We start from the raw sequence: 24,089 nt of genomic DNA, 5'->3' as shown, positions 1-24,089 counted from the left end.
GATTGTTATGAAGATCGACGAACGTCACCTCATACAGCTTGCGGCCGTGGTCAAAGCTGGCGGCGTCACGGAAGGTGCGGCTTTGCTGGGTCTGGCCCAGCCGGCAATGTCCCGAGCGCTCTCGATGCTGGAAAAGCGGGTGGGCGAACCTCTTTTCGTTAAAGGGCGCAGGCCACTGCAGGCGACGCCGTTCGGGCTGTCGCTGGCGGAGCACGGCCTGGTCATGCTCGCCGCGTCTCGAAAAGCCTCCGACCTCGTCGACAGTTTCCGAATGGGGAGGAGCGGCGTCGTCCGCGTCGGTGGCACGCCCTTTTTCATGGACGCTCTGATCGCGCAGTTCTGCGCCGAGTTCCAACAGACACATCCCGACGTGCGGGTCGAACAGAGCTACGGCTATCTTCCCGATCTCCGCGCAGCCCTCAAGGCCGACCAGATCGACCTGGCCGTCTGCCCGATCGACATCCTCGAAGAAGGCTCCGGCCTAGAGTTCCAGCAGATACTGCCAGGTCGGAATGTCATCGCCTGCCGCTCGACGCACCCCCTCCTCATGAAACGGCGCCCGCGGCCGGGCGAGCTTCTCGACTACCCCTGGGTGGCGCCCCCGCCAGGCAGTCCCCTGCTCGCCGATCTTCGGGCGCTTCTACTGTCCTTCGGAGCGACCGAAATTAAGATACGCTACTCCGGCGGCTCGCTTATGGGCGTCATCAACTACCTCAAAGCGGCCGACGCCTTGACCATTATGCCGCACAGCGTCGTCTTCGCGTTGAGAAAGGAGAAGGCGATCACCGCTCTTCCTGTCAACATTCCGCATCCTGAACGAGCTCTTGCCATCCTGACGCGAACTGATGCTCCTCGCGCTCCAGCGGTCGATCATTTCGCCGAGTTTGTCAGGTCGGGCTTCGAGAGCTTGCGCCACCTGATCAAGCGTCATGAGGAAGCCGTCGTCTGGGGCAACTAGCGGGCAGCAGCCTGCGATGAAGACGCGCTTCGCTAACGACCGAAATATGGGATGCACGGGGGCGCTACGCGGCACTTCACATTCTCGAACGTGCCCACCGCCGTCGGCAGTACCATGGTGCTGGTAACATAACTGGCGCTTTTCCCTCGACGAACACTTAGTGCGGCTCGTCGAGGGAGATTTGTTCGCCTAGAAGCGACGTGGTCCTTCGGGCTTGTTTCCGACGATCGTGTCGATCCGTTCCAGAACGTCAGACGTCATCTTCTGTCGGTGTGAGAGGGCCGCGAGATTGTCCTGCAACTGGCTAGCGCGCGAGGCTCCAAGAATGACGGTCGAGACGTTCCGATTGGCAAGGCACCACAAGAGGGCGAGATGCGTGATCGACATGCCGATCTCGTCCGCGAGCTTTGCGAGCTCGCCGACTTGTCTGAGCTGGGCGCGGCCGGCATCACTGGACCACTTCTCCTTCAGCCATTCGTAGCCCGGCAGGTTCATCCGACTATCGGCCGGAACACCGTTATTGTATTTGCCGGTCAGGACGCCCGAGGCGAGCGGCGACCAGATCGTGGTGCCAAGGCCCATCAGGTCATAGAGCGGCAGATAGTCAGACTCGACCTTCTGGCGCTCGAAGATGTTGTACTGCGGCTGTTCCATGGTCGGCGGCGTGATGCGCAAGTCCCGAGCCACGGCGTAGGCTTCCGTCAATTGCTGCGCGGACCATTCCGACGTGCCCCAGTAGAGCACCTTGCCCTGGGCGACGAGATCATGCATCGCCCGGACCGTTTCCTCGATCGGCGTGTCGATATCCGGGCGGTGGCAGAAGAAAAGGTCGAGGTAGTCGACCTGAAGCCGCTTGAGCGCTGCATGGCAGGCGTCGGTCACATGCTTGCGCGACAGGCCGCGCTGTGTCGGCTTCTGGCCTCCCCAGAAGACCTTGCTGGAGACGACGAAGCTGTCACGGCTCCAGCCAAGCCTGCTGAGTGCCTCGCCCATCACGATCTCGGACTTGCCGCTCTCGTATCCTTCAGCATTGTCGAAGAAGTTCACCCCGTTGTCGTAGGCAAGCTTCATGAGGTCGACGGCGTCGCTTCCATTTACCTGCTTGCCGAACGTGACCCATGAGCCGAAGGAGAACTCGCTCACTTTCAGGCCCGACTTTCCCAAACGTCGATATTCCATCATGCAACTCCCGCAAGTTATGAATAGGTACCGGCCGGTCACCGGGGTCGGTGTCGCCCGATTGATCAACGACCGATTGGCGTAATCTATGGCATGAGCAACGATATGCGAGGCTCAGCTCGGTTCTCATACCCTCTTTTGTGACGAGACGCCGAATCCAAAGAAAAGGGCGCTCCACGACATCAGTCGGAGCGCCCGTGGCATGCGATCGACGACGTTTGCGGCGGAGGTCGACAGCAGCAACGGCAGAATGATGAGATTCGGAACGGATAGGCAACATGCGATTGGCATCTGCGACGTTATCGCCCGCTGATTGATCGTGTCGTCCACCGGATATCCACAGCCTATCCACAGGCACGGCGGCGGCGACAGCAACAACTTCAATGACATTCGCCTGGCGGCAAAACACTCCTCACAAATGCTTATGTGACTGTGGGATGACACCGCATTTTTGTTTGTCTCTTCGGATACAAACCGTGGCCTCGCTCAGATAGGCTCAGCGCTCCTCCCGACCGTGGCGGCGGACGCCGGGAGGGGTGGGCGGTGGGCAACATGAGGGCCCGCCGCCTTCTTTTAACCGCGCCCCCGGCCCGGCCAGTTCACACGTATAGTTTGACAATTCCCTTGGCTTCCAGGGCCTCGACCGACCTCCGGCGAGATACGCCCTGGCGATGTCATCGACGTCGACCTTCCCGAGGCGCCTCACCGAAAACTCGAGGGGGTCGAACACTAGTTCTGTGAGCCACTCTCACGGACAACCAAGTATGGTCGGAGATGACCGCCAGACTTCTGCATTGTCGTTGAAAGGCAATTCGCGCGTCCTCCAACCGCCGGCCCTTTACCACGCGCATTACTAGCCTGACGGCGTGGCGGCCGGTGTTGCCGATGAACTCCTGCGTGCCGTCAACTGATTGCTGCAGGTGCGCCGACGATCTGTGCGGCGGCCTGGAAGCCCGCGTAATCCGATGCCAATCCTTTGGACCTTCCGGCGACACTTCAACGCTTTTGCCGCCAGAATCCGGCCCAACGTTGACTTACCCGGCAAATGAATGTTTGCCATTTCCTGTTTTGCAGTGCACAATATTTGCTGCTAACAGGACTTGGCCGGTGAGAATTTGCATCTACAAATCAGATGAAGCTCCTGAGGTAACGCTGTTTTTGCGAGAAGGCGTGCCGGTGCCTGCACATCCGAAGGGCCAAAAGTGGCGGCACTTAAAAGCGGTTGTTGGCGAAGAGGTAAGGGCGGACCTTCTGACACAAATAGAGATCGGGAATGGATGTCTTTTTGTCAATCTTGGGGCATCTCCGAAGCACTGATCTAGGATGCCGCGGTGAACGCTGTTCACCCGACATGGAAATATACTCGCTCATTATCGCACCCCCCAGATCACCAATCGGCTGCCCTCCAAAAGAGGCCGATAGCGGCGTGCATATTGCCCTTAGATAGGCGACACCCCCTCACGCTCATCGTCTCCCACGGCTTCGCTGAGCGGCGGCTCGCGCATCTCCGCACTCCATATCTCAGTTTTCGGATTGGCAGCCGCCCCGCCGGCGTTCTTATTATGTTCGCGTGAGTCAATAATCAATCTGGGTGAATTGCTTTTTAAGGCTTTGCTGATGAACTGCCATCATGACAAAGCCGCCCCGCAAGCCGTCCGAGCCGATGCTCGGTGAAGCCTACGAGCAGCTCCGCAGCCGGCCGCGCCGGCGGCGAGATCCCGCTCAGCCTAATCTTCCTCACGATCCGATGCCGGCGCGTATCGCGCCGCCTCGGGCGTCACGGCCGACACGGTTTCATATGACGCACGACCCGGAATTGAATCAGGGCGAAGGTCAGGAACACCCGCAGCAGACGACCGACCGGGACATGGCTGCTCGCAACTACCTGAACCTCGACACCGCGATCTTGCTGGGGATCCTGTTCATTGCGATCGTCTTCAGATTCCACAAGATCACCTTGCCGCTGGTCGACGGCTTCAGCTGGCGCGAGATAAGCACTGCAATGATGGCCGACAATTTCCAGCAGCGCAGCTGGAACATCTTCTTTCCGGAGGTCAGCTGGACCGGGCCTGGGCCAAGCTATCAGGGCCGCGAGTTCCAGATCGTCAGCTATCTCACAGCCCTGCTCTACCAGCTCTTCGGCTGGCACGACTGGTTCGGCCGCATGGTTGCGGCCTTCTTCGGTCTGGTGACGGTGTTTTCGCTGCACCGGTTAACGGCGCTCTGCTGGAACGAGATGCACGCCCACGCGACCGCACTTGCCTACGCGCTGATGCCGGCGGCGATCATGATCGACAGCTCGTTTCTTCCCGATCCCGCGATGCTGGCCTTGGTGACTCTTGGCGTCTGGCTGTTCGCCAAATACTGGGCCGGCGGCAGCGGCTGGTTCCTGCCGCTCGCCACGGTCTGCTTCTCGCTCGGCGTGCTGTCAAAGCCACCAGGCATCGCTGCCGGCGCCGTCATCTTCTATCTGATGGTCTGCTGGATTCTGGAGAAGAAGCGAAAGCAGGCGGCCTGGGTTTTCCTGTCGGGGCTTTTGAGCCTGGCCATCATTGGCGCTTATTTCAGCTGGGCGATTTATCTCGGCCGCAGCTATCCGCCGTTTCATGTCGCCGGTAGCGGCGGCTATATCTGGGATTACGGCTTCTGGACATATGTCAGGGACAGGTTCTACTTCGAATCCTTATCGAACACCTCCGTCTTGTGGTTCTACGGCTATCCGTTCCTGGTGCTGCTCGCGGTCGGCTTGTGGATGCCGCCCAGCCCTGCCAAAGACCCGAAACAACGCACCCTTTCGGCCATTCCCTATGTGTGGCTGGCTGCGGCCATGATCGTCTACCTGGCGGCCGCGGGTGAGATAACCAGCAATGTGTGGAACTTCCACATCTTCCATGTACCTGTCGCGATGTTCTGCGGCCACGGCGCGCTTCTTCTGGCAACGCTTGCATCGCGGAGTATTCTAACGCCGGCGGTGGTGCTTCGCTCGATCTGCATCGTGGCCGTCGCGCTTGACTGGTCGACCTTGCCCCTCGTCAGGACGATGAAGAAGCCAATCGCCATGAAGGGCAAGCTGCTTGGCGAGGAACTGGCGCGGTTGGCGCAACCGGGCGATCTCGTCGTCGCCATCGCCCCCGAGGTCGGCGATCCCGTCGCAGTCTACTACAGCAGGGCGCGCGGCTGGGTGTTCCCGCCTGGCGGAGGCGATGTCGAATGGTCGAAATTCGTCGCGGATGACGCCACCGCGATCGCACAGCTCGAGGAATTGCGCGCGCAGGGCGCGGATTTGTTCGGCGCGGCCAAGAACGCCGTCGACAAGCAGGACCGGCTATTCGTCGAGCATCATGATGGGGTCATCGACTATCTGGACAAGACCGCAACCAAGCTTGTGGATTCGGATGATTTGCTGGTCTATAGGATCACCCGCCCATGAGATCGCGACAGTCCAGGGCCATCGGCCTGGGACAGGATATGGCCTCGACTGTTCGAGAGAAAAGAGAGTTCATAATCTCGCATTGCGTATTGCCTTACCACGACCGGATCAATGCTGATCCGGTCGCAGAACCACAGTGCGCCGTTTATTTGTTGGACGCAGCGTCTTCGATGACCTTCGCGACTTTATCGGGATGAGAGACCATCACGACGTGAGACGCGCCTTTAACCACAACCGTCTCTTTAGAACCCGCTCGTTCCGCCATCCATCCTAGCGCCTTTGGCGGTATGTTTTTATCCGCGTCACCATAGACGAACCAAGACGGGATCTTCTTCCAGCTCGCCACAGTCGAGGCCTCGCCAAGAGCCTTATCGGTGATTGGGCGCTGTGTTGCGGCCATCAGCTTGCCCTCCGCCTTGGATACATCTGCAGCGAATTGATCGTGAAACGCGTTCTGCTTGATGTACAGGTCCTTTACTCCACCATCCAACGGGACGGGTTCCGCAAGGGTCGGTGCGAGCGTGCTTCCGGGAAACTTGCCCGAAAGCACGAGGGCCGTTTCCCCAACATCGGGCGCGAACGCCGCGACGAAGACGAGCGATTTGACATTGGCGCTGCCTGCTGCTGCCTCGTTGATCACTGCGCCACCGTAGGAATGGCCGACGAGAACGACGTCAGTCTTCAATCCTGCAACCACTTTGCCTACGTAATCGCCATCGGACGTTACACTTCGAAGCGGATTAGCGACCGCCACCACCGGATAACCATCTTTTTCGAGACGTGTGATCACGCCATTCCAACTGGAGGCGTCGGCAAATGCGCCATGCACAAGGACGACCGTCGGCTTTTCGGCCGCGTGGGCGTTCAAGAGGCCACCTGCGGTGATCGCGGCAGCGGCGACAAATATCTTCAACATAGTCAAACTCCCTTTGTATCGCACACGATTACCTAGCGCACAATCTTTCAGAAAACAAGTCCTGGAATTCCCGTTCACCTCGATTTGAAGATTGCGGTGAGCCATTAAGGCCGCACGTTGCTCAGACCAGACCCGGCAACGATGCCGGTCCTTCGCCGCATCCGGCTCTTACTCTAGGAAACTGTTGCGATTCCACTGGGCCGCGCCATTTGGCACATTCAAAGGCGCCAGGGCTCCAATCGAAGTTGGGTGAAAGTTCAGCGGCAGGTCAACTTTAAATCCCTTAGCTGCCGGCGAAAAGCCGCACGACCTACTCCCCCATCGATTGGTAGAGCCAGTCGGAGAGCTTCTCGGTTGCCACTCGCGCACCGGCGCCCGGAAGCAGCGCGTCGTCGGTCAATTCAACGCCGAAATACGAGGCGGATGGATCCGTTACCACCTGCCGTTCATCTTCATTCGCGGCGAGATAGATCCGAGCGATTTCATCAATACCGAATTGTTCCGGGCCGCTGATCTCGGCGATACCGTCCAACGGCGCTCCCGTTGCCAATTCAGTCAGCAATGCGGCGACGTCCCCGGCTGCGACCGGCTTCATGAACGCCGGCGGCAATCGAAACACATCACCATCGGCACCGGTGTCGATCAATCCGCTGATGAACTCGTAAAACTGTGTGGAGCGGAGAATAGTATAGGGTCGCTTTGACGCCCTGATGAGATTCTCCTGCACCATTTTCGCGCGGAAGTAATCGCTTTCCACGAGACGCGGCGTGCCGACGACGGAAAGTGCAAGATAGTGCCTGACGCCGGCCTCAGACGCGGCAGCGAGCAAATTCCTGGTCGAAGCCCTGAAAAAATCCAGCGCTGCGCTGTCGCCGAAGGACGCGGCGTTGGTGACATCAATAATGACCTCAGTCCCTGCCAAGGCCGCATCAAGGCCTTTTCCGGTGATGGTGTCGACGCCGAGCGACAACGACGCGGCCGTGACTTGATGACCGGACTGACGGATGTTTTCGCTGAGCCGTGTTCCGATAACACCGGTTGCTCCCGCCACAGTGATATTCATCTCAGCACCCCCTTGTTGCATTGCGCGGCGCAGATGAGGACGAGATCGCCGACGGGCTCGCTATCGTCTTCAATGTCTGGCGATCGATTGGATCGACAATGACTGGAAAGCCAGGCGCCCTCTATCGTCCATGGGGTCCGGTCGCTTTAGCCGTAGGTCTAGGAAAGCCAGCCCAACGGTTAGGATGCCCCACCAGGAAGGCAGAACAGGTCCCCAATTCCTCGTTCGCGCAAAGGTGCCGACCCCGGCACGGGGGCTACATCCCCGCGCAATGCATGGGTTTCCATGAGTTGCGGTTGTAATGTGGCGGGGTTACGGTTTGAACATGAGCTCGCCAGCCCCGAAATCGAGAAGAACTACGGTACGAAACGCCGACGATCCGCTGGCTTTGTCTGTCCGGCAGGAGCAACTGATGATGAGCGTCTGGTCGCACCGCCCCCGACCCCTGCACCTGGGGCTTTTCGTCGTGGCCTATGTGCTGGCCTGCGGATTCGCACAGTCGCTGGCGATCGTCCCTGGAACCGGTATTTCCATCTGGCCCGCGAGCGGGCTTTTCATCGCAACACTTGTCCTCGCCTCCGGCTACAGCTGGCCCTGGTGGATACTGGCGGGCTGCCTGGCTGAACTATTCAGCAATTACCTGTGGTTCCACAGCCCCTTGCCTGCGGCCGTCCTGATCTACATCGGCAACGCCCTTGAAGCGGTGGCCGGGGCATGGCTCGTCAACCAGACTTTGAAGCGGCCAGTTCGGCTTGAAACCTTGCAGGACGTTTTCGCATTTGTCGTACTGGGCGCAGGGATTGCGCCCATCGTCAGCGCGACTGTGGGAAGTGCGACCCTGGCATGGTTTGGCATGCAATCGCAATCCTTTGCAACGGCTTGGCCTCTATGGTGGATCGGAGACGCCACCGGCGTCTTGATCGTAGCACCGCTGGCACTGGTCGTGTTTCATAGCTGGCGCGGCACGACCCGGCTCTCAGCCGCGCAATGGGTGGAAGCTGGCGTCCTGGGGTTGATCTTTCTCGGCGTTGGCGCTCTTTCTCTGAGCGGCTACCTCCCCTTCGCATACATCATCATGCCGCCCCTTCTTTGGGCTGCCGTTCGCTTCGAGTTCAAAGGGGCTGCCGTATCCTTGGCTCTCCTCGCCCTGATCACGGCGCTGTTTACGATAACGGGGACCAGCCAGTTCGCCGGCGATCCCGAGTCCCAGAAGCACAAGCAGGTCATGCTGCAGCTTTTTCTAGCCATCTCGGCATTTTCGGCGCTCATCGTGGCCGCCATTTCCCGGCAGCACCAGTCGGCAGTGCTCAATTTGCGCCAAAGCATAGAAACATTGCGGGAACGGGAGGAGGAGCTTTCGCATCTCGTGGATATGGTTCCGAGCCATGTGTGGCGCCTGACGCCCGATGGCGAGCCGACATTCTTCAATAGGCGGATGGTCGATTTCCTCGGCCTGGATGTCGTGGATTTCAATAAGCCGGGCATGAGTCGGCTGGAGGCGCTCCTGGACGCCACCGTTCATCCCGAGGATGCGGTGGGGTTCGGTGATGCCCTTCGGAGGTGTCTTCTCACGGGCGAAAACTTCGCCAGCCGCTATCGCTTGCGTCGCGCCGACGGAATTTATCGCTGGATGTCGAGCCGTGCCGAGCCAATGCGGGATCAGGCGGGGCGCATCGTCCAGTGGTACGGCCTTTGCCACGACATCGACGATCAGGTCCATGCCGAGGACGCTGTGCGTCGGAGCCAACAACAGCTTCAGCAGATCATAGACGCCGTGCCGGTCCGCATCTGGAGTGTAGAGCCCGACGGCGGGTCGTTCTATTTCAATAAGCGGTATCAGGATCATTTCCGCTCGGTTATCGCCAATTTCGACGCTCTCGGTGAACCGCGCATCGACGATCTGCTGCAGCAGCTGGTTCATCCCGAAGACGCTCCCGGTATCCAGCGCACACTCCGGAACTGTTTCGAAACCGGCGACGGCTCCGCGATGCGATTTCGCTGGCGCGAAAAGGATGACGTCTACCGCTGGGCGGAGTGCCGGGTGGAGCCTCGGCGCGACGAAAACGGAACGGTCGCGGAATGGTATGGCGTTTCTCTCGACATCGACGATGAGGTACGCGCACTGGAGGCGTTGCGCAACCGAGAGCGCGAACTCTCGCAGCTCGTCGACATGGTCCCGGCTCAGATCAGGCGCCTGACGCCGAAAGGCGAGCCGGTCTTCTTCAACAAACGCCTGATCGACTTTTTCGGTCTCGACGTAGGCGATATGGACAGGCCCGACATGAGCCGCCTCTCGTCGGTCATTCACACCCTCGTCCATCCCGATGACGCATCGAGGTTGCTGGAGACGGTTCACCGTTCCCTCGCCAGTGGCGATCCCTTCTCGATAAAATACCGCATGCGCCGTTTCGACGGTGCCTATCGCTGGGTCGACGGCCGTGCGGAACCGCTGCGGGATCAAAGCGGCGCAATCATCCAATGGTATGTGATCTCAGTCGACATCGACGACGAGATGCGTGCGCAGGAAGCGCTGCGCGACCGCGAGCGAGAGCTTTCGCAACTGGTGGATATGGTTCCCAGCATGCTCTGGCGGCTCAATTCGGAAGGCACGCCGACCTTCTTCAACCAGCGCCTGATCGATTTTCTCGGTCTCGGCATCGCCGATATGGAAAAGCCCGGCTTGAGCCGGCTGGCAGCCCTCATCGAAGCCGCCGTCCATCCCGATGATGCCGCCAACCTCGCCGAAGCGCTCAACCATTCGCTCGTCACCGGCGAGCGCTTCTTGAAGCAGTATCGCCTGCGGCGCGCCGATGGCGTCTACCGCTGGGTGAAGGGCAGCGCGGAGCCGTTGCGGGATGAAAACGGCCGGATCATCCAATGGTATGGTCTCTCGCATGACATCGACGATCAACTGCGCGTCGAGGAGGCGTTGCGGGAGAGAGAACGCTCGCTTTGGCAGCTCGTTGAAACGCTGCCGGCGATGATCGATTGCGCCGCACCGAATGGCGAGCCGATCTATCGCAGCCAGCAACTGCGTGATTTCCTCGGTTATAATCTCGAAGAGTTGGATGGAACGGGCAAAACCCGGCTGGACGGCACACTCGATGCCGGTGTTCATCCCGACGATGTGGCAGGGGTCAAAGAAAACTATGCCCATTCATTGGCCACTGGCGAGCCCTATGCGCGTAGGCACCGTCTGCGGCGCCATGATGGTGAATATCGCTGGGTCGAGACGCGTGCGGCACCGATGCGCAATGCCGAAGGCGTCATCGTCCAGTGGAATGTCATCTGCCTTGATATCGACGGTGAGGTTCACGCGGAGGAAGATCTGCGTCGAGCGCGAGAGGGTCTTGCACGGGCGAGCCAGGTGGCGAGCCTGGCCGAGCTTTCTGCCTCCATCGCGCACGAGGTGAACCAGCCGCTTGCGGCCGTCGTGGCCAACTCACACGCCTGCCAGCGCTGGCTCATGGCCGAGCCGCCGAATATGGAGCGGGCACAGAGGACGGTCGAGCGCATCATCCGGGATGCCAACTCGGCGGCGGATGTCGTCAGCCGCATTCGCGCTCTGTTCAAGCAATCCGTTGACAGGAGGATCCAGACGACGCTCTCCAGCATCATCGATGAAGCGCGCAACCTCATGGCCGACGAAGCGTCGCGGCGTCGCGTTCGGATCGATGTGGGCATCGACGGCAACTTTCCGCTCATCGCAGTCGATCGCATCCAGATCCAGCAGGTTCTGATCAATCTGATCCGCAACGGTATTGAGGCGATGGAAGCCATTGCAGGAGATAAGTTGATCGAGATGCGCGTGCGCCACATCGGCAATGTCGTCCAGACCGAAATCAGCGATCGCGGCCACGGTATCGAGTTCCCCGAGAAGATGTTCGACCCGTTCTTCACGACAAAGGAAAATGGCATGGGCATGGGGCTGGCGATCTGCCGCTCGATCGTCGAGCAGCACGGCGGCCGATTGTGGGCCGAGAAGAACGAACCCCACGGAGCGACGTTGGTCTTCACCTTGCCCATAGAAATGAAGGCGGCGTCATGACGATTGATGACCATATTGTCTTCATCGTCGATGACGACGAACGTGTTCGGGAAGCGCTCAGCGAGCTGCTGGACTCGCACGGCATGCGCGCCATCGCCTTCGAATCGGCCGGCGACTACGTGAGAGCGGACAAGCCGGATGTCCCCGCCTGCCTCATCCTCGATATCGAGCTGCCTGACATCAACGGCCTCGATCTGCAGACACAGATCGCCGGCAGGGATCATCCGCCGATCGTCTTCATCACAGGACATGGCGACATTCCCTCCTCCGTGCGTGCGATCAAACATGGCGCGGTGGATTTCCTGACCAAACCCTTCAGCGATGCAGACCTCATGGCGGCAATCCACGCAGCGATCGCTGAGGATCGAGAGAAGAGATCGGAACGCGCCGAGCTCGATATGCTCAGACGGCACTATCTCGACCTGACGCCGCGAGAGCGCGAGGTGCTGCCACTCGTCGTCAGCGGCCTTCTCAACAAGCAGGCGGCAGCCGAATTGGGGATCAGCGAAGTGACGCTGCAAATCCACAGAAGAAATGTGATGCAGAAAATGGCGGCGGCATCGCTCGCCGATCTGGTGCGGATCGCGGAGAGATTGGAAATACCGATAACCCACTCGCGCCGAGTGGGAGGGAATTGAAACATGAACAAGACAAGACACGTCGTGGCAATTGTCGATGACGATCCAAGGTTGCTTGAATCGATGGGCGACCTTCTGGAATCTGCGGGTTATGTGGCCCGCAGCTTCTCATCGGCGGGCTCGCTGCTCGTCAACGGGCTGTCGGACCTCGACCTGCTCATCACCGATATCGGAATGCCTGGCATCGACGGCTTCGAACTTCGTGACCTGGTAAGGAAATCACGTCCGGAGCTGCCGGTATTCATGATCACGGGCCGCCACGAAATAGCCGATCAGGGACGCGCTCAAGGCGCGGGCGGATTTTTCCGCAAGCCCTTCGATGCCCAGGCCCTGCTGGCGGCCATCGCCAACGCTTTGCATAAATCGACAGATGGAGGGTGACATGAGAGTTGACCAGCCGTTGCAGCGGAGATCGGCGCCGTTATCACTGCAATGCACTTATGAAGAGAATCAGCCGCTTGTCATAATTGTCGATGACGACGCCTCGGTGCGCGAGGCACTGTCTGAGCTGATCTTGTCGGCGGGTTTCCAGTCGACCAGTTTTGCTTCGACCCGAGAATTGCTTGAAGCCGATATATTGGATAGCCCCGGCTGCCTGATCCTCGACGTGCGCATGCCAGGCGCAAGCGGCCTTCACCTGCAGAGTCATCTGGCCGAAAACGGCATTTCCAAACCGATCATCTTCCTGACCGGACATGGCGACATCCCGATGACCGTCCAGGCGATGAAGGCCGGCGCCGTGGACTTTCTCACCAAACCGGCGCGGGACCAGACGCTGCTCGACGCCATCAGTGCGGCCATTGCGATGGATGCCGAGCGACGGGCGGAAGCCGCTATCGCCAAGCGCAATATCGAGCGCCTGGAGACGCTGACGCAGCGTGAACGCGAGGTTCTGCATGAAGTGGCGCGCGGACGTCTCAACAAGCAGATTGCCTTCGATTTCGGCATCAGTGAGGTGACGGTCAAGCTGCATCGCAGCAATGTCATGCACAAGATGGAGGCGGCCTCCATCGGCGAATTGATCCGGGCGTGGGAAACACTGCCCGCACAAATGCGCCAGGTCGGCCCGCGCTAGCTTACTCGCTTATAGGTGATGAATGCCGGCCTCGAACATGATCTGCCGCCGCTGTCCATTTGATGCGCGCCGTATCCGATTCGCGCCGGAAAAGACGATGCGGCGCCGATAGTGGGTTTCGGCCCCGCACCCATGCGTTATCTCTAAATTAAAGCTCGGGGATATGACCCGGCTTTGGTTCCCCAAAGGAGATCTCGCCTTGAACAATCAATCGTCAGCCGCGCCTTCCCCTGAAACCAACGCCTTCGACAACGAAGCAAACTTCCTGTCAGCCATGGGGAATGCCAAACGGCTTCACATTCTGCATCTGTTGGCCGAAGGAGAAATGTCTGTGAGCGTCCTGGCCGACGAGGTGGGATTAAGCCAATCTTCGACTTCCCAGCATTTGGCAATTCTTCGAGAACAGGAACTCGTGCAGACCCGAAGGGCTGCCCAGACGATCTACTATTCACTTCAATCAGCTGCAGCCACAGCGATGCTCGATACGCTCGCCGACATCTTCGGATGGCACCGTCGCACCGACGTAGAATGTGCCCGAACCGTACTCACCTGACGAAATCACGAAGCGTTGCTCTTGCGGAGGATGATCTTGTCGGCAACTCAGGATCGACGCCGGGGCAACGAAGAGCAGCGCAATGGCGAAGAAGGCGGTTTCGAAAGAGATGACTGCGGCTTGAGCGTAAGCGCCAAGCTGAGGCCGTTCAGGCGGCGCAATTCCAAGGCCGGGATGCGGTGGCGCGGGAGCCCCGCGGTGCTTGGCCCACATGCCCCTCGAACGCGTCGATCCCTGATGTACGTTTGATGTACGCCTCCTAGACCACGGTGTGATTACGCCTCCATTGCGAATGGCGATAATGGACCACATCAGGAACGGAACAGTCAGGAGACGGCCATGAGTATGGACAATACTTCATACCCCGGCAGACCAGAACCCGACGAACTTTCGTCGCGCTATGCGCTGCGGATCGGCGAGATTGCTGGGCTGGGGGCGGACGGAGGCGATCATGGACGTATATGAGGCAGTCAAAAGTCGACGGTCGGTGCGCGGATTCAAAGACGAGCCTGTGGAGAGGGAGGTACTTGAGCGTGTACTGTCCGCCGCAGCTTGGTCGCCGTCAGGATCGAACATCCAGCCGTGGAACACCTACGTGATGACCGGCGCATCGCTGGCCGAGCTCAAGACGTCCGCCGTCGAGCGCGTGGCCCATGGTGACCCCTGGGATAAGCGGGAGTACGAGATGTACCCGCCCGCGCTGAAACCTCCCTACGGGGAGCGCCGGTCCGCCTTCGGCAAGGAGCGCTACAGCGCGCTCGGCATTGCACGCGAGGACTGGGAGGCGCGCCAGCGGGCAGCAATCGCCAACTGGAACTGTTTCGGCGCGCCCGCCGCCCTGTTCTGCTACATTGACCGTGACCTGGGCCCACCCCAATGGGCCGACGTTGGCATGTATCTGCAGACCGTCATGCTGCTGCTCCGCGCCGAAGGTCTGCACAGTTGCCCGCAGATGGCGTGGTCGCAGGTTCGCGAGACGGTCGCGGAGGTCCTCTCACCCCCGGACGGGCTCATCCTCTTCTGCGGCATGTCGATCGGGTACGAGGACCCCACGGTCAGTTACGCCCGTACAGGCCGCGCCCCGCTCGGCGAGACGGTCACGTTCCTCGGCGATTAGTGACTTGCCAATCATCATCGCGAGATATTGGAGAACGCCATGACCACGCATAGAGTAGGCTATCTCATCGGCAGCCTCGCCAAGGGCTCGATCAACCGCAAGCTCGCCAAGGCGTTGGTGCGGTTCGCCCCGCCGGAACTTGAAATGTCGGAGATACCCTTCAAGGACCTGCCGCTCTACAGCTACGACTATGATGCCGACTACCCTCCGGCTGGCAAAGCATTCAAGGCGGCAATCGCGGCCGTCGACGCCGTGCTGTTTGTCACGCCCGAATACAATCGATCCATACCCGGCGGGCTGAAAAACGCAATCGACTGGGCGAGCCGCCCCTACGGCACCAACTCGTTCAGACGTAAGCCGTCAGCGGTGATCGGCACGTCGCCGGGCGCGATAGGCACAGCAGTCGCCCAGCAGAATTTGCGCAGTGTGCTCAGTTTCTGCAACTCTCCCCAGATGAATGCCCCGGAAGCCTACATCCAGTTCACACCGGGGTTGATCACCGATGACGGCGAGGTCACGAACGACACCACCGCCGATTTCCTTCGCACTTTCATGCAGGACTTTCATGTCTTCATCGCAAGGGTTCGCTCAGTGCTGCCTAGGGATGCCTAGAAGCGTCGCCCTGCGGGCGCTGGCCGGGTCCATCCGGACGGCCAGCTCCTGTTTTTAAAGCGCGCGATGCCCTCAGGCGAAGGCGTAGGAGCCGTCAGGCCGCTTCGGCACGCGCCGCTGCCAATGGATGTAGCCTTCCTCTTCCATCGCCTTCTCGTCCATTTCGACGCCCCAGCCCGGCCGATCGGGACGCAATTCGAGATAACCGTCCTTCGGCAGATAGGGATCGACGACGTAGCGGGTTTCTCCCTGCCGCTTCTCGATATCGATGCCGCCATAGACGTAGGCCTGTCCCTTTGGCAGCCGGTATTCGAGGATGCGGAAATTCTGCGCCGCGGCCGAAAAATGAACATTGACCGCGGTGGCAAGCGGTCCCATCGGGTTATGCGGCGCCACCCCAACGAAGAAGGCTTCGGCGAGCGTGGCGATGCGGCGCATTTCGCTGATGCCGCCGACAACGCAGATATCCGGCTGGATGAGGTCGGCGCCCTTGACCTGCAGCAGGCGCAGGAACTCGTTTCTGTTATAGAGCGACTCGCCGGTTGCGAGCACGCAATTGAGCCCCTGTTTCAGGTCGCCCCAGGCCTCGATATTTTCAGGACGCAGCGGCTCCTCGTAAAACAGCGGGTCGTAGGGGGCCAAGGCATTGCCGAGTTGCCTTGCGGCGATCGGCTCGAAGATCTTGGCGTGGGCGTCGAAGGCGATCTCGTATTCGTCATTGACCGTTTCGCGCAGCGAGCGGAAATAATCAGCCGAGGCCTTGACGACGTTGCCCCAGCGATGGGCGTGCATGTCGAGACGCCAGGGGCTGAGCTTGAAGGCGGTAAAACCCCACCCCTCCTTCAGACGATCGAACTCGTCGCGGGCCGCCGGCGCATCCGGTGCGGTGTATACTCCGGCATAGACCTTGATGCGGTCGCGCACTTCGCCGCCCAGCAGCTTGTAGACCGGGACGTTCGCTGCCTTAGCCGCAAGGTCCCACAGGCAGTGATCGAGCGCGGAGATCGCGGCAAGACCGAGCGCGCCCGGCGGGAACCGGCTTTGCTGGATCAACAGATTGACCAGATAGTCGACGCGTGTCGGATCCTGGCCGGACAGAAATTCGTAGAGGTAATCCAGCAGCGGCGGAAGCGCCTTGTCGGGGCCGTGATTGTAGCATTCACCCCAGCCCGTTAGCCCATCATCGGTGTCGAGCGCGACGATCACGCGGGGACGGTCCTTGTCGCGGGTCATGAAAACCCGCATGCGGTCGATCTTCATCTTTTTGTCCTTCTAGCGATTGAAATAGCTGCGGCGCGACTGGCGCGTCTGCACGTAGAGATGCTGGTTGTCGGTTCCGGGATTGTAGGCGCCGGCACCTTGCGGCACCGAGACATTGCCGCCGCTGGGGAAGCGCGCCACGAAGGCCTCGTCGATATCGCAGCCAAGTCCCGGGCCATTGGGAACGGCGATCAAGCCGTCGACCTGCTCAGGATGCGGCACGATCGTCTGGCGACGGCCGTCCCAATCATCGTCGAGGCGCTCGAGGATGAGGGCGTTGGGGATCGCCGCAAGCAGATGCAAAGCCGCATATTCCGCCACTGGCCCGAGCGAGCCCGAATGCGGCGCCATCTGGATATGATGCGCCTCGGCCATGGCCGCGATCTTCTTCATCTGGGTGATGCCGCCGGCCCGGCCGGTGTCCGGCTGGATCACGTCGACCAGTTCCTTCTCGATGAGCTCACGCTCGCCGAAGATGGTTGCAGAGCGTTCGCCAGCCGCAAGCGGCACATGCGCTGCGTCGCGGATGCGACGGTAGCCGTCGATATTCTCCGGCGCGATCGGATCCTCCACCCACATCAATTCATAGGGTTCGAGCGCCCGAACCAGCCGGCAGGCATCCGCAGGCGTCAGCCATGGCGGCCCATGCAGATCGATGGCAATGTCCATATCGTCGCCGACGGCGTCACGCAGGGTGGCAACCTTGCGGACCGGATCGGCGACCCCGCCGCATTTGATCGCCTTGATACCGCGCGCTTTGAGGGCAAGCGCGCGCTCGGGTGTATTCGCGTGCGAATAGATCGGGATCCGGTCGCGCACCTTGCCGCCGAGCAGCATCCAGACAGGCACGCCGAGCGCCTTGCCCTTGATGTCCCATAGCGCCATGTCGATGCCGGTCATCGCACCGCCACCGACCGTCCCGAGCATGCCATGGCCCATCATCGCGATATGCATCTTCTGCCACAGCCGCTCGGTATGAGCCGGATCTTCGCCGATCAGGAGTGGGGCGAGATCATGGATCGCCGTCTCGACGACGCGCGGCCAGCCGGAGCATTCACCGATGCCGGTGATGCCCTCGTCGGTATCGATCTTCAGAAAGAGCCAGTTTCTGGTACCGCCGAACTGCTTGGAGGCGCCATCACCCGCACGTTGGTCGGAAGCCCATTTCGAGGGGTCTGGCTGACCGACATGCATGAGAAAAGTGCGGATCCCGGTGATTTTCATCGCAGAGAACTCCCATTCTTCAGAATGTCCGGCGCGACGTAACGGAAACGCCGCGACTGATCGCGATCACGCGGATCGGGGCGCGGGATCGCTGATATCAGCGCCTGCGTATAGGCGTGCTCGGGCGTGCGGCAGACCTTCTCCGCATCGCCGATTTCGACGAGCTGGCCTTTGTACATGACGCCGACACGGTCGCACATGTAGCGGATAACGCCAATGTCATGGCTGATGAAGATATAGGCGAGGCCGAGTTCGTCCTGCAGGCGCATCAACAGATCGAGCACCTGCGAGCGCACGGAAACGTCGAGCGCCGAGGTTGCCTCATCGGCAACGATGACGCGCGGATTGAGGGTGATGGCGCGGGCAATACCGATGCGCTGACGCTGGCCGCCGGAGAATGCGTGCGGATAGCGTTCGCGTGCCCTCGGGTCGAGACCAACCTGCTCCATCAGGTGGCAAACCCGCTCTTCCAGCGCCCGCCCTTTTGCGACGCCATTGACGAGCAGCGGTTCGCCGATGATCTGGGAGACGGTCATGCGCGGGTTGAGGGAGCCGAAAGGATCCTGAAACACCATTCGCAATTCCCGCCGTGCGGCGGCGAGCGTCTGACCTTTTGCCGTTGCCAGATCGATGATGTCGCCGTCGGCACGGCGATAGAGGATTTCGCCTGCTGTGGGATCAATCAGCCGCATGATCGAGCGACCCATCGTCGTCTTGCCGGATCCGCTCTCCCCGACGATGCCGAGTGTTTCGCCCGGCAGAAGCGAAATGGAAACATCGTCCAGCGCTTTCACCTCGCCGAAATCCATCGATACATTGCGGAGTTCGAGGATCGGTGGCGCCGTCGTGTCGAGCGGCAGGCGCGCCAGCCGGATTTCGGCCTTCGCTTCCAGCTTCAGCACCGAGCCGATCAGCATCCGGGTATAGTCGTCTTTCGGCGCATGAAAAATCTGCTCGACCGGCGCATATTCCTTGGCGACGCCGTTGTGCATGACGAGCACATCGTCGGCGATCTGCGCCACGACGCCCATGTCATGCGTAATGAACAGAACGGCCATGCCCTTGGCCTTCTGCAGCCGGGCGATCAGGTCGAGAATTTCGGCCTGGGTCGTCACGTCGAGGGCCGTGGTCGGCTCGTCGGCGATCAGCAGCTGCGGCTTGCAGGCGAGCGCCATGGCAATCATCGCGCGCTGGCGCATCCCGCCGGAATATTGAAAGGCATATCGGTCCAGCGCTTTATCAGGTGAGGGAATCTCGACCTGCTTAAGCAGCGATATGGCCTCAGCGCGCGCCTCTGCCTTACTCATCCTGGTGTGAAGGCGAAGCGCCTCGACGATCTGGTTGCCGACCGTGTGGATCGGCGACAGCGACGACATCGGCTCCTGGAAGATCATGGCGATGTCGCGGCCGCGGATCGCTCGGATCTGACGCCCGCGCGGATTGAGGCTGGTCAGATCGATCGAGCCGCCGTTCTGATCGTTCAGTGTGATCGATCCGCCGGATATCCGGCCGGGCGCATCGACGATCTGCAGGATCGAACGCGCCGTCACCGACTTGCCGGATCCGCTTTCGCCGACGACACAGAGCGTCTTGCCCGGCTCGATCGAGAAAGACAGATCGCTGACCGCGCGAAAGACGCCGGTGCGCAGAGGGAACTCGACCGTCAGATTTTTCACCTGGAGCAGAGGCCTGCCGGCAATGGGAAGGATGTCGGTCATGCCGGCCTCATTTGTTGTAGGGATCGGCCGCATCGCGCAGGCCGTCGCCGAGAAGGTTGAGCGCCATCACGGCGACCACGACGGCACAGCCCGGCATGAAAAGCCATGGCGCGGTGGCAATCGAGCGAATGTTCTGGGCCTCGCGCAAAAGCACGCCCCAGGAGATGGTCGGCGGCTGCAGACCGAGCCCCAGGAAAGAGAGAGAGGTTTCGGCAAGGATCATCGCCGGCACTGCAAGCGTGATCGACGCGATGATATGGCTGGCGAAACTCGGCAGCATATGGCGAAAGATGATGCGTCTTTCGCGAACACCGTCGAGCCTCGCGGCAGCGACGAATTCCTCGGTGCGCAAAGACAGGAAGCGGCCGCGAACGACGCGGGCAAGCTGCGCCCAGCCGGTCAGCGACAGGATGATCGTAATCATCATATATTGCAGCGTCGCAGGCCAGTCCTGCGGCAGGGCCGCGGCCATTGCGAGCCAGATCGGAATCGTCGGCAGCGACAGCACGAAATCGATCACCCGCTGCAGGAAGAAATCGATGCGGCCGCCGTAATATCCCGAGATGCCGCCGAGCACGATGCCGAGCATCAACGAGAAGAAGACACCGACGAGGCCGATCGACAACGAGATCTGCGAGCCCTGCACCGTTCGGCTGAAGACATCGCGCCCAAGCCTGTCAGCGCCGAACAGAAGCAGCGGCGTCGTCTTGTCGGGCGAGGCGATCAGATGGATGTTGGTTCTGAACAGGCCGAACACCGAATATTCATAGCCGCGCCCGAAGAATTGGACGTCGACACGTTTTGTCGTGTCCTCCTTGAAGATGGCGGCCAGCGTTTCCGGATCGCGGGTCAGCTTCATCGGATAATAATGCGGGCCGAAGGAGAAGCCGTTCTGGGTATCGATCAGATGCAATCTCTGCGGCGGGTGAAAAGTCGCCCGCGCATTTTGCAGGTTCGGATCGTTGATGGCGAAGAAGCCGGGAAGCAGGGCGACGATATACATCAGCACGGTGACGACGAGCGCCACCATGGCCAGCCGATGCCGGCGGAAAGCCCACCAAATGAGCTGCCACTGCGACGCAACGGCGGCGCGATCCGGCGGAATGTTCGTAACGGTGATGTCGGCCATGTGAGGCTCCTATTCCAACCGGATGCGGGGATCGACCAGCGCAAGCAGGATATCGCTGATCAGAGAGCCTATCAGCGTCAGCGCGCAGATCAGCAGGACGAAGGCACCGGCGAGATACATGTCCTGAGCCATCAGTGCCTGCAGCAGCAAAGGAGCAGCCGTTGGCAGATTGAGGACGATGGCGACGACGACCGAGCCGGAAATGAGGTTGGGCAGCAGCCAGGCAATTGTCGAGATGAACGGATTGAGGGCGATCATCAGAGGATATTTCATCAGCAGCCGGAACTCAGAGAGCCCTTTTGCCCGTGCCGTGGTCACGTAAGGCTTCGGCAGCTCATCGAGCATGTTCGCCCGCATGACGCGGATGAGGCTCGCCGTCGAGGAGACGGCAAGAATGATGACGGGAAGCCAGAGATGCGAGAAGAGGTCGACCATCTTGGCGAAGCTCCAGGACGCGTTCTCGTATTCCGGCGAAAACAGCCCGCCGACATCCTGTCCGAATTCGACCGCCGCGACATACATCAGCACCAGCGCCAGCAGGAAGGACGGAACGGCCAGGCCGAAAAAGGTGAAGGCGGTGAAGAAATAGTCGCCGATCGAATATTTGCGCACGGCGGAATAGACGCCGATCGGCAGCGCGATCGCCCAGGTGGCGATCAATGTCGACAGGGCCAGAACGAGCGTCAGCGCCATGCGCTCCCAGATCAGGTCCGAGACCGGCTGCTGCCATTCAAAAGAGATGCCGAAATCGCCGCGTGTGAGAATGCCCCATATCCACTTGAAATATTGGACGAGCATCGGGTCGCCGAGGCCGAAGCGCTCGCGCAATTGCGCCGCCGTGTTCTGATCGACGATCTCGTTGGAGGCCGCCAGCGTCGCAATATAGGTCGTGACATAATCGCCCGGCGGCAGCTGGATCAGCACGAAAGCCAGGAAGCTGACGGCAAACAGCGACGGAATCATCCATAGGAAGCGTTTGGCGATAAAGACCAGCATGAGGCGCCTCTTGCATTGAACGCCGCCTCCCGGGCCTTGTCGGCCGTCAGGACCGGCAAGGCATCTCGGAGGGCGAACTGAAAGAAAGCGCCGTACCTGATGGCACGGCGCTTAAGACGAAAATCAGCTCGTGAAGGTGAATTGCTGCGGCATTGCAGGGCCGGGATTGGGCCAGGACCAGCTATCCGGCTCCTTCTCGGGAACATTGCGCAGATTGTTGCGGATGATGCCGAAGCCGCCGACGGCAAGGCAAAGGCCGACGGTCTCGAATTCCTCCGCGGCGATGTCGAAGATCTGCTTCATGATCGCGCCGCGCTTGTCGAGATCAGCCGTCGAACGCGCTTCGTCGAAGAGCTTCATGCGCTTCTTCTGGCTTTCCGGCGGCTCTTCGCCGCGTGCACCATTGGAGGTGTACCAAAGCGTCCACGGAATGGCGTAACGCGAGCCCTGCGGATGGAACGCGAAGAAATCGCGTGGATCGAGCATCGGATCGAGACCGCCAGGGCCCGGCCATACCGCCGCATCATGGGCATTGTCGTCGCCGCGGGTGTAATAGAGCGCCCGCTCGATCGTGTTGACCTTCATGTCGATACCGATCTGGGCCCAATGCGTCTTGACCAGTTCCAGGGCATCGACGAGGTCGGGATAGAGGGTCGGAATGACGTCGATCGAGAAGAACACCTTCTGGCCGTCGGGCCGGAGGCGGAAACCGTCGCCGCCTTTCTTGTAGCCGGCCTCATCGAGCATCGCGCCCGCCTTGTCGGCGTCATATTCGGTGAACTGGCGCGCGTATTTCTCGTTATACCAGGGATGGGTCGGACGCGGCCCAGCCTGGTAGGGCTCGCTCTGGCCGAAATAGACGATATCGATGAGTTCCGGGCGATTGATGCCGATCGAGAGCGCTTGCCGGAACGCCTTATCCGCAAACATCTTGCGCATCGCAGGATCTTTGTGGGTGATGTTGAAATAGATCTGGCACTGTTGCGAGGCTGAAGGCACGAGCGTCAGCAGGCGATAATCGCCTTTCTCCATGTTCTTGGACAGCGTCGGCTTGTTGGCGAGGACGCTGATATGGCGTTCCTGGATGTCGATCTTTCCGGAGATGACATTCAGCATCAGCGATTCGACGTCCTGCGAGATGCCGAAGTTGATTTCATCGATGTAGGGAAGCTGGTTACCCTCGGTATCGACCTGCCAGAAATAAGGGTTGCGGGTCATGACGACGCGCGTAGCCCCCCCGACATAGGGCTCCTTGACCACCCATGGGTCGAGCGTCGGCTTATCCACATTGCCCCATCGCGATGGGATCTCGATGTCACCGCAACGGCTGCGGAACAGCTCCGTCCAACTGGTGACGCCGGCCTTCTTCACATCGGCCTCGATATTCGGATTATATTTCGGCAGGAACTGGCTGCAGTAATGCTTCGGGAACAGCGTCGGATGCTGGCCAAGCGGCGTGGCGAGGTTTTCCAGGTAAAGCGCATTGGCCGCGGCAAAGGTGAACTTCACCGTATAGTCGTCAATCTTCTCGACCGTGACCGGCTTGCCGGCGACAGCAAGCTGCGCCGGTGTCGAGCTGTAGAGCTCGGTGTTCTTGACGCAGTCTTCGATCGCGAAAACGACGTCATCGGCCGTAAAGGGATGACCGTCGGACCAGCGCACGCCTTCGATGAGATGGAACGTGAATTGTGTTGCGTCGTCGCTGACTTCCCAGCGTTCGGCAAGGTTCGGCTGCACAGCGGTAAAATCGAGATTCCAGCGCACAAGGCTCTGGTTGCCGACCATACGCAGGATGCCGTTATGGTCGGATGAACCGCGAAGGCCGCGGCGCAGCGAGCCGCCATAGGTGCCGACTTTCTCGAACGGCGTCACGACCATCGGCTTTTTCGGCAGGCGCTCGGCGAGCGGCGGCAGCTTCCCCTCCTTGGCGAGTTGCGCAAGGGCCGGCGCTTCACCGCCTGCGGCAGACACGCGACCGGCGATAGACAGCGCCGCGACACCAGCCATGCCACCAAGCACGGCGCGGCGGGTGACGCCACGCGACAGTATTTCTTTGGCCATCGAATTCCTCCCTTTTGTGCCGGCGCAGCCTTTGCACCGGCTGATGCGTCGGGCTCCCGACCCGACGCTGACGCCCTCCTCGGCGCTACGACCGAAACCATAGACACGTTCC

Annotated in this window: 18 protein-coding genes; 9 read left to right on the top strand and 9 right to left on the bottom strand. The window is 60.4% G+C overall.

Features of this window, described 5'->3' with window-relative positions:
• Window positions 1-7 precede the first annotated feature (7 nt).
• The gene (locus J3P73_RS27935) at window positions 8-958 is read left to right on the top strand and encodes a LysR family transcriptional regulator (protein ID WP_018480656.1); all 951 of its coding nucleotides are present in this window, start codon (window positions 8-10) and stop codon (window positions 956-958) included.
• A 189-nt stretch (window positions 959-1,147) separates the two neighbouring features.
• Here J3P73_RS27935 and J3P73_RS27930 read toward each other — a convergent pair whose 3' ends face one another.
• A complete protein-coding gene (locus J3P73_RS27930; protein ID WP_024319743.1) occupies window positions 1,148-2,137 on the bottom strand; it encodes a potassium channel beta subunit family protein in 990 nt (329 codons plus the stop codon).
• A 1,798-nt stretch (window positions 2,138-3,935) separates the two neighbouring features.
• Here J3P73_RS27930 and J3P73_RS27920 point away from each other — a divergent pair.
• Window positions 3,936-5,567: an ArnT family glycosyltransferase gene (locus J3P73_RS27920; protein ID WP_130687473.1), complete on the top strand. Its 1,632-nt coding sequence runs from the start codon at window positions 3,936-3,938 to the stop codon at window positions 5,565-5,567.
• Between the two features lie 145 nt (window positions 5,568-5,712).
• Here J3P73_RS27920 and J3P73_RS27915 read toward each other — a convergent pair whose 3' ends face one another.
• Window positions 5,713-6,483 carry an alpha/beta fold hydrolase gene (locus J3P73_RS27915; protein WP_130665752.1) on the bottom strand — a complete coding sequence of 257 codons (771 nt, stop codon included), beginning with the start codon at window positions 6,481-6,483 and terminating at the stop codon, window positions 5,713-5,715.
• Window positions 6,484-6,793: 310 nt separating this feature from the next.
• Window positions 6,794-7,546, bottom strand: coding sequence for an SDR family oxidoreductase (locus tag J3P73_RS27910; protein WP_024319740.1), 753 nt, complete (start codon window positions 7,544-7,546; stop codon window positions 6,794-6,796).
• A gap of 412 nt (window positions 7,547-7,958) precedes the next feature.
• Here J3P73_RS27910 and J3P73_RS27905 point away from each other — a divergent pair, with 412 nt between their 5' ends.
• From J3P73_RS27905 to J3P73_RS27875, 7 genes are all read left to right on the top strand, one after another.
• On the top strand, window positions 7,959-11,594 hold the full coding sequence (locus tag J3P73_RS27905) for a PAS domain-containing protein (protein WP_130665753.1): 3,636 nt from the start codon (window positions 7,959-7,961) through the stop codon (window positions 11,592-11,594).
• Window positions 11,591-12,232: a response regulator transcription factor gene (locus J3P73_RS27900; RefSeq protein WP_024319738.1), complete on the top strand. Its 642-nt coding sequence runs from the start codon at window positions 11,591-11,593 to the stop codon at window positions 12,230-12,232. Before J3P73_RS27905 ends, J3P73_RS27900 begins: the two co-directional genes overlap by 4 nt.
• A gap of 3 nt (window positions 12,233-12,235) precedes the next feature.
• A complete protein-coding gene (locus J3P73_RS27895; RefSeq protein ID WP_024319737.1) occupies window positions 12,236-12,613 on the top strand; it encodes a response regulator in 378 nt (125 codons plus the stop codon).
• A 1-nt stretch (window position 12,614) separates the two neighbouring features.
• A complete protein-coding gene (locus J3P73_RS27890; RefSeq protein ID WP_024319736.1) occupies window positions 12,615-13,307 on the top strand; it encodes a response regulator transcription factor in 693 nt (230 codons plus the stop codon).
• A gap of 199 nt (window positions 13,308-13,506) precedes the next feature.
• Complete coding sequence (locus tag J3P73_RS27885) at window positions 13,507-13,860, top strand: ArsR/SmtB family transcription factor (RefSeq protein WP_024319735.1); 354 nt, start codon at window positions 13,507-13,509, stop codon at window positions 13,858-13,860.
• 451 nt (window positions 13,861-14,311) lie between these two features.
• Window positions 14,312-14,977 carry a nitroreductase gene (locus tag J3P73_RS27880; RefSeq protein WP_024319734.1) on the top strand — a complete coding sequence of 222 codons (666 nt, stop codon included), beginning with the start codon at window positions 14,312-14,314 and terminating at the stop codon, window positions 14,975-14,977.
• Window positions 14,978-15,016: 39 nt separating this feature from the next.
• The gene (locus J3P73_RS27875) at window positions 15,017-15,589 is read left to right on the top strand and encodes an NADPH-dependent FMN reductase (RefSeq protein ID WP_024319733.1); all 573 of its coding nucleotides are present in this window, start codon (window positions 15,017-15,019) and stop codon (window positions 15,587-15,589) included.
• 72 nt (window positions 15,590-15,661) lie between these two features.
• On the opposite strand, the gene J3P73_RS27870 is transcribed toward J3P73_RS27875, so the two are convergent.
• The 6 genes from J3P73_RS27870 to J3P73_RS27845 form a co-directional block, all read right to left on the bottom strand.
• Window positions 15,662-16,849 (bottom strand): galactarate dehydratase, encoded by a 1,188-nt coding sequence (locus J3P73_RS27870; protein WP_018073084.1) that lies wholly within the window; start codon window positions 16,847-16,849, stop codon window positions 15,662-15,664.
• A 12-nt stretch (window positions 16,850-16,861) separates the two neighbouring features.
• Window positions 16,862-18,073, bottom strand: a complete 1,212-nt coding sequence (locus J3P73_RS27865) for a mandelate racemase/muconate lactonizing enzyme family protein (protein ID WP_024319732.1) — start codon at window positions 18,071-18,073, stop codon at window positions 16,862-16,864.
• Window positions 18,070-19,791: an ABC transporter ATP-binding protein gene (locus J3P73_RS27860; protein WP_024319731.1), complete on the bottom strand. Its 1,722-nt coding sequence runs from the start codon at window positions 19,789-19,791 to the stop codon at window positions 18,070-18,072. Before J3P73_RS27860 ends, J3P73_RS27865 begins: the two co-directional genes overlap by 4 nt.
• A 7-nt stretch (window positions 19,792-19,798) precedes the next feature.
• On the bottom strand, window positions 19,799-20,920 hold the full coding sequence (locus J3P73_RS27855) for an ABC transporter permease (protein WP_017967395.1): 1,122 nt from the start codon (window positions 20,918-20,920) through the stop codon (window positions 19,799-19,801).
• 9 nt (window positions 20,921-20,929) lie between these two features.
• Window positions 20,930-21,916 carry an ABC transporter permease gene (locus J3P73_RS27850; RefSeq protein ID WP_003562632.1) on the bottom strand — a complete coding sequence of 329 codons (987 nt, stop codon included), beginning with the start codon at window positions 21,914-21,916 and terminating at the stop codon, window positions 20,930-20,932.
• Window positions 21,917-22,039: 123 nt separating this feature from the next.
• Window positions 22,040-23,977 carry an ABC transporter substrate-binding protein gene (locus tag J3P73_RS27845; protein WP_024319730.1) on the bottom strand — a complete coding sequence of 646 codons (1,938 nt, stop codon included), beginning with the start codon at window positions 23,975-23,977 and terminating at the stop codon, window positions 22,040-22,042.
• Between the last annotated feature and the right edge of the window lie 112 nt (window positions 23,978-24,089).

The sequence above is a fragment of the Rhizobium ruizarguesonis genome (assembly GCF_017357285.1).
Lineage (GTDB): Bacteria > Pseudomonadota > Alphaproteobacteria > Rhizobiales > Rhizobiaceae > Rhizobium > Rhizobium ruizarguesonis.
Note: the sequence above shows the minus strand (reverse complement) of the source record. Positions and strands in the feature narration are given on the sequence as shown.

Bases quoted from the DNA above. Each gene is read 5' to 3' on its own strand.
- J3P73_RS27935 (WP_018480656.1), top strand. From the start codon at position 8: ATGAAGATCGACGAACGTCACCTCATACAGCTTGCGGCCGTGGTCAAA.
- J3P73_RS27930 (WP_024319743.1), bottom strand. From the start codon at position 2,137: ATGGAATATCGACGTTTGGGAAAGTCGGGCCTGAAAGTGAGCGAGTTC.
- J3P73_RS27920 (WP_130687473.1), top strand. From the start codon at position 3,936: ATGACGCACGACCCGGAATTGAATCAGGGCGAAGGTCAGGAACACCCG.
- J3P73_RS27915 (WP_130665752.1), bottom strand. From the start codon at position 6,483: ATGTTGAAGATATTTGTCGCCGCTGCCGCGATCACCGCAGGTGGCCTC.
- J3P73_RS27910 (WP_024319740.1), bottom strand. From the start codon at position 7,546: ATGAATATCACTGTGGCGGGAGCAACCGGTGTTATCGGAACACGGCTC.
- J3P73_RS27905 (WP_130665753.1), top strand. From the start codon at position 7,959: ATGATGAGCGTCTGGTCGCACCGCCCCCGACCCCTGCACCTGGGGCTT.
- J3P73_RS27900 (WP_024319738.1), top strand. From the start codon at position 11,591: ATGACGATTGATGACCATATTGTCTTCATCGTCGATGACGACGAACGT.
- J3P73_RS27895 (WP_024319737.1), top strand. From the start codon at position 12,236: ATGAACAAGACAAGACACGTCGTGGCAATTGTCGATGACGATCCAAGG.
- J3P73_RS27890 (WP_024319736.1), top strand. From the start codon at position 12,615: ATGAGAGTTGACCAGCCGTTGCAGCGGAGATCGGCGCCGTTATCACTG.
- J3P73_RS27880 (WP_024319734.1), top strand. From the start codon at position 14,312: ATGGACGTATATGAGGCAGTCAAAAGTCGACGGTCGGTGCGCGGATTC.
- J3P73_RS27875 (WP_024319733.1), top strand. From the start codon at position 15,017: ATGACCACGCATAGAGTAGGCTATCTCATCGGCAGCCTCGCCAAGGGC.
- J3P73_RS27870 (WP_018073084.1), bottom strand. From the start codon at position 16,849: ATGAAGATCGACCGCATGCGGGTTTTCATGACCCGCGACAAGGACCGT.
- J3P73_RS27865 (WP_024319732.1), bottom strand. From the start codon at position 18,073: ATGAAAATCACCGGGATCCGCACTTTTCTCATGCATGTCGGTCAGCCA.
- J3P73_RS27860 (WP_024319731.1), bottom strand. From the start codon at position 19,791: ATGACCGACATCCTTCCCATTGCCGGCAGGCCTCTGCTCCAGGTGAAA.
- J3P73_RS27855 (WP_017967395.1), bottom strand. From the start codon at position 20,920: ATGGCCGACATCACCGTTACGAACATTCCGCCGGATCGCGCCGCCGTT.
- J3P73_RS27850 (WP_003562632.1), bottom strand. From the start codon at position 21,916: ATGCTGGTCTTTATCGCCAAACGCTTCCTATGGATGATTCCGTCGCTG.
- J3P73_RS27845 (WP_024319730.1), bottom strand. From the start codon at position 23,977: ATGGCCAAAGAAATACTGTCGCGTGGCGTCACCCGCCGCGCCGTGCTT.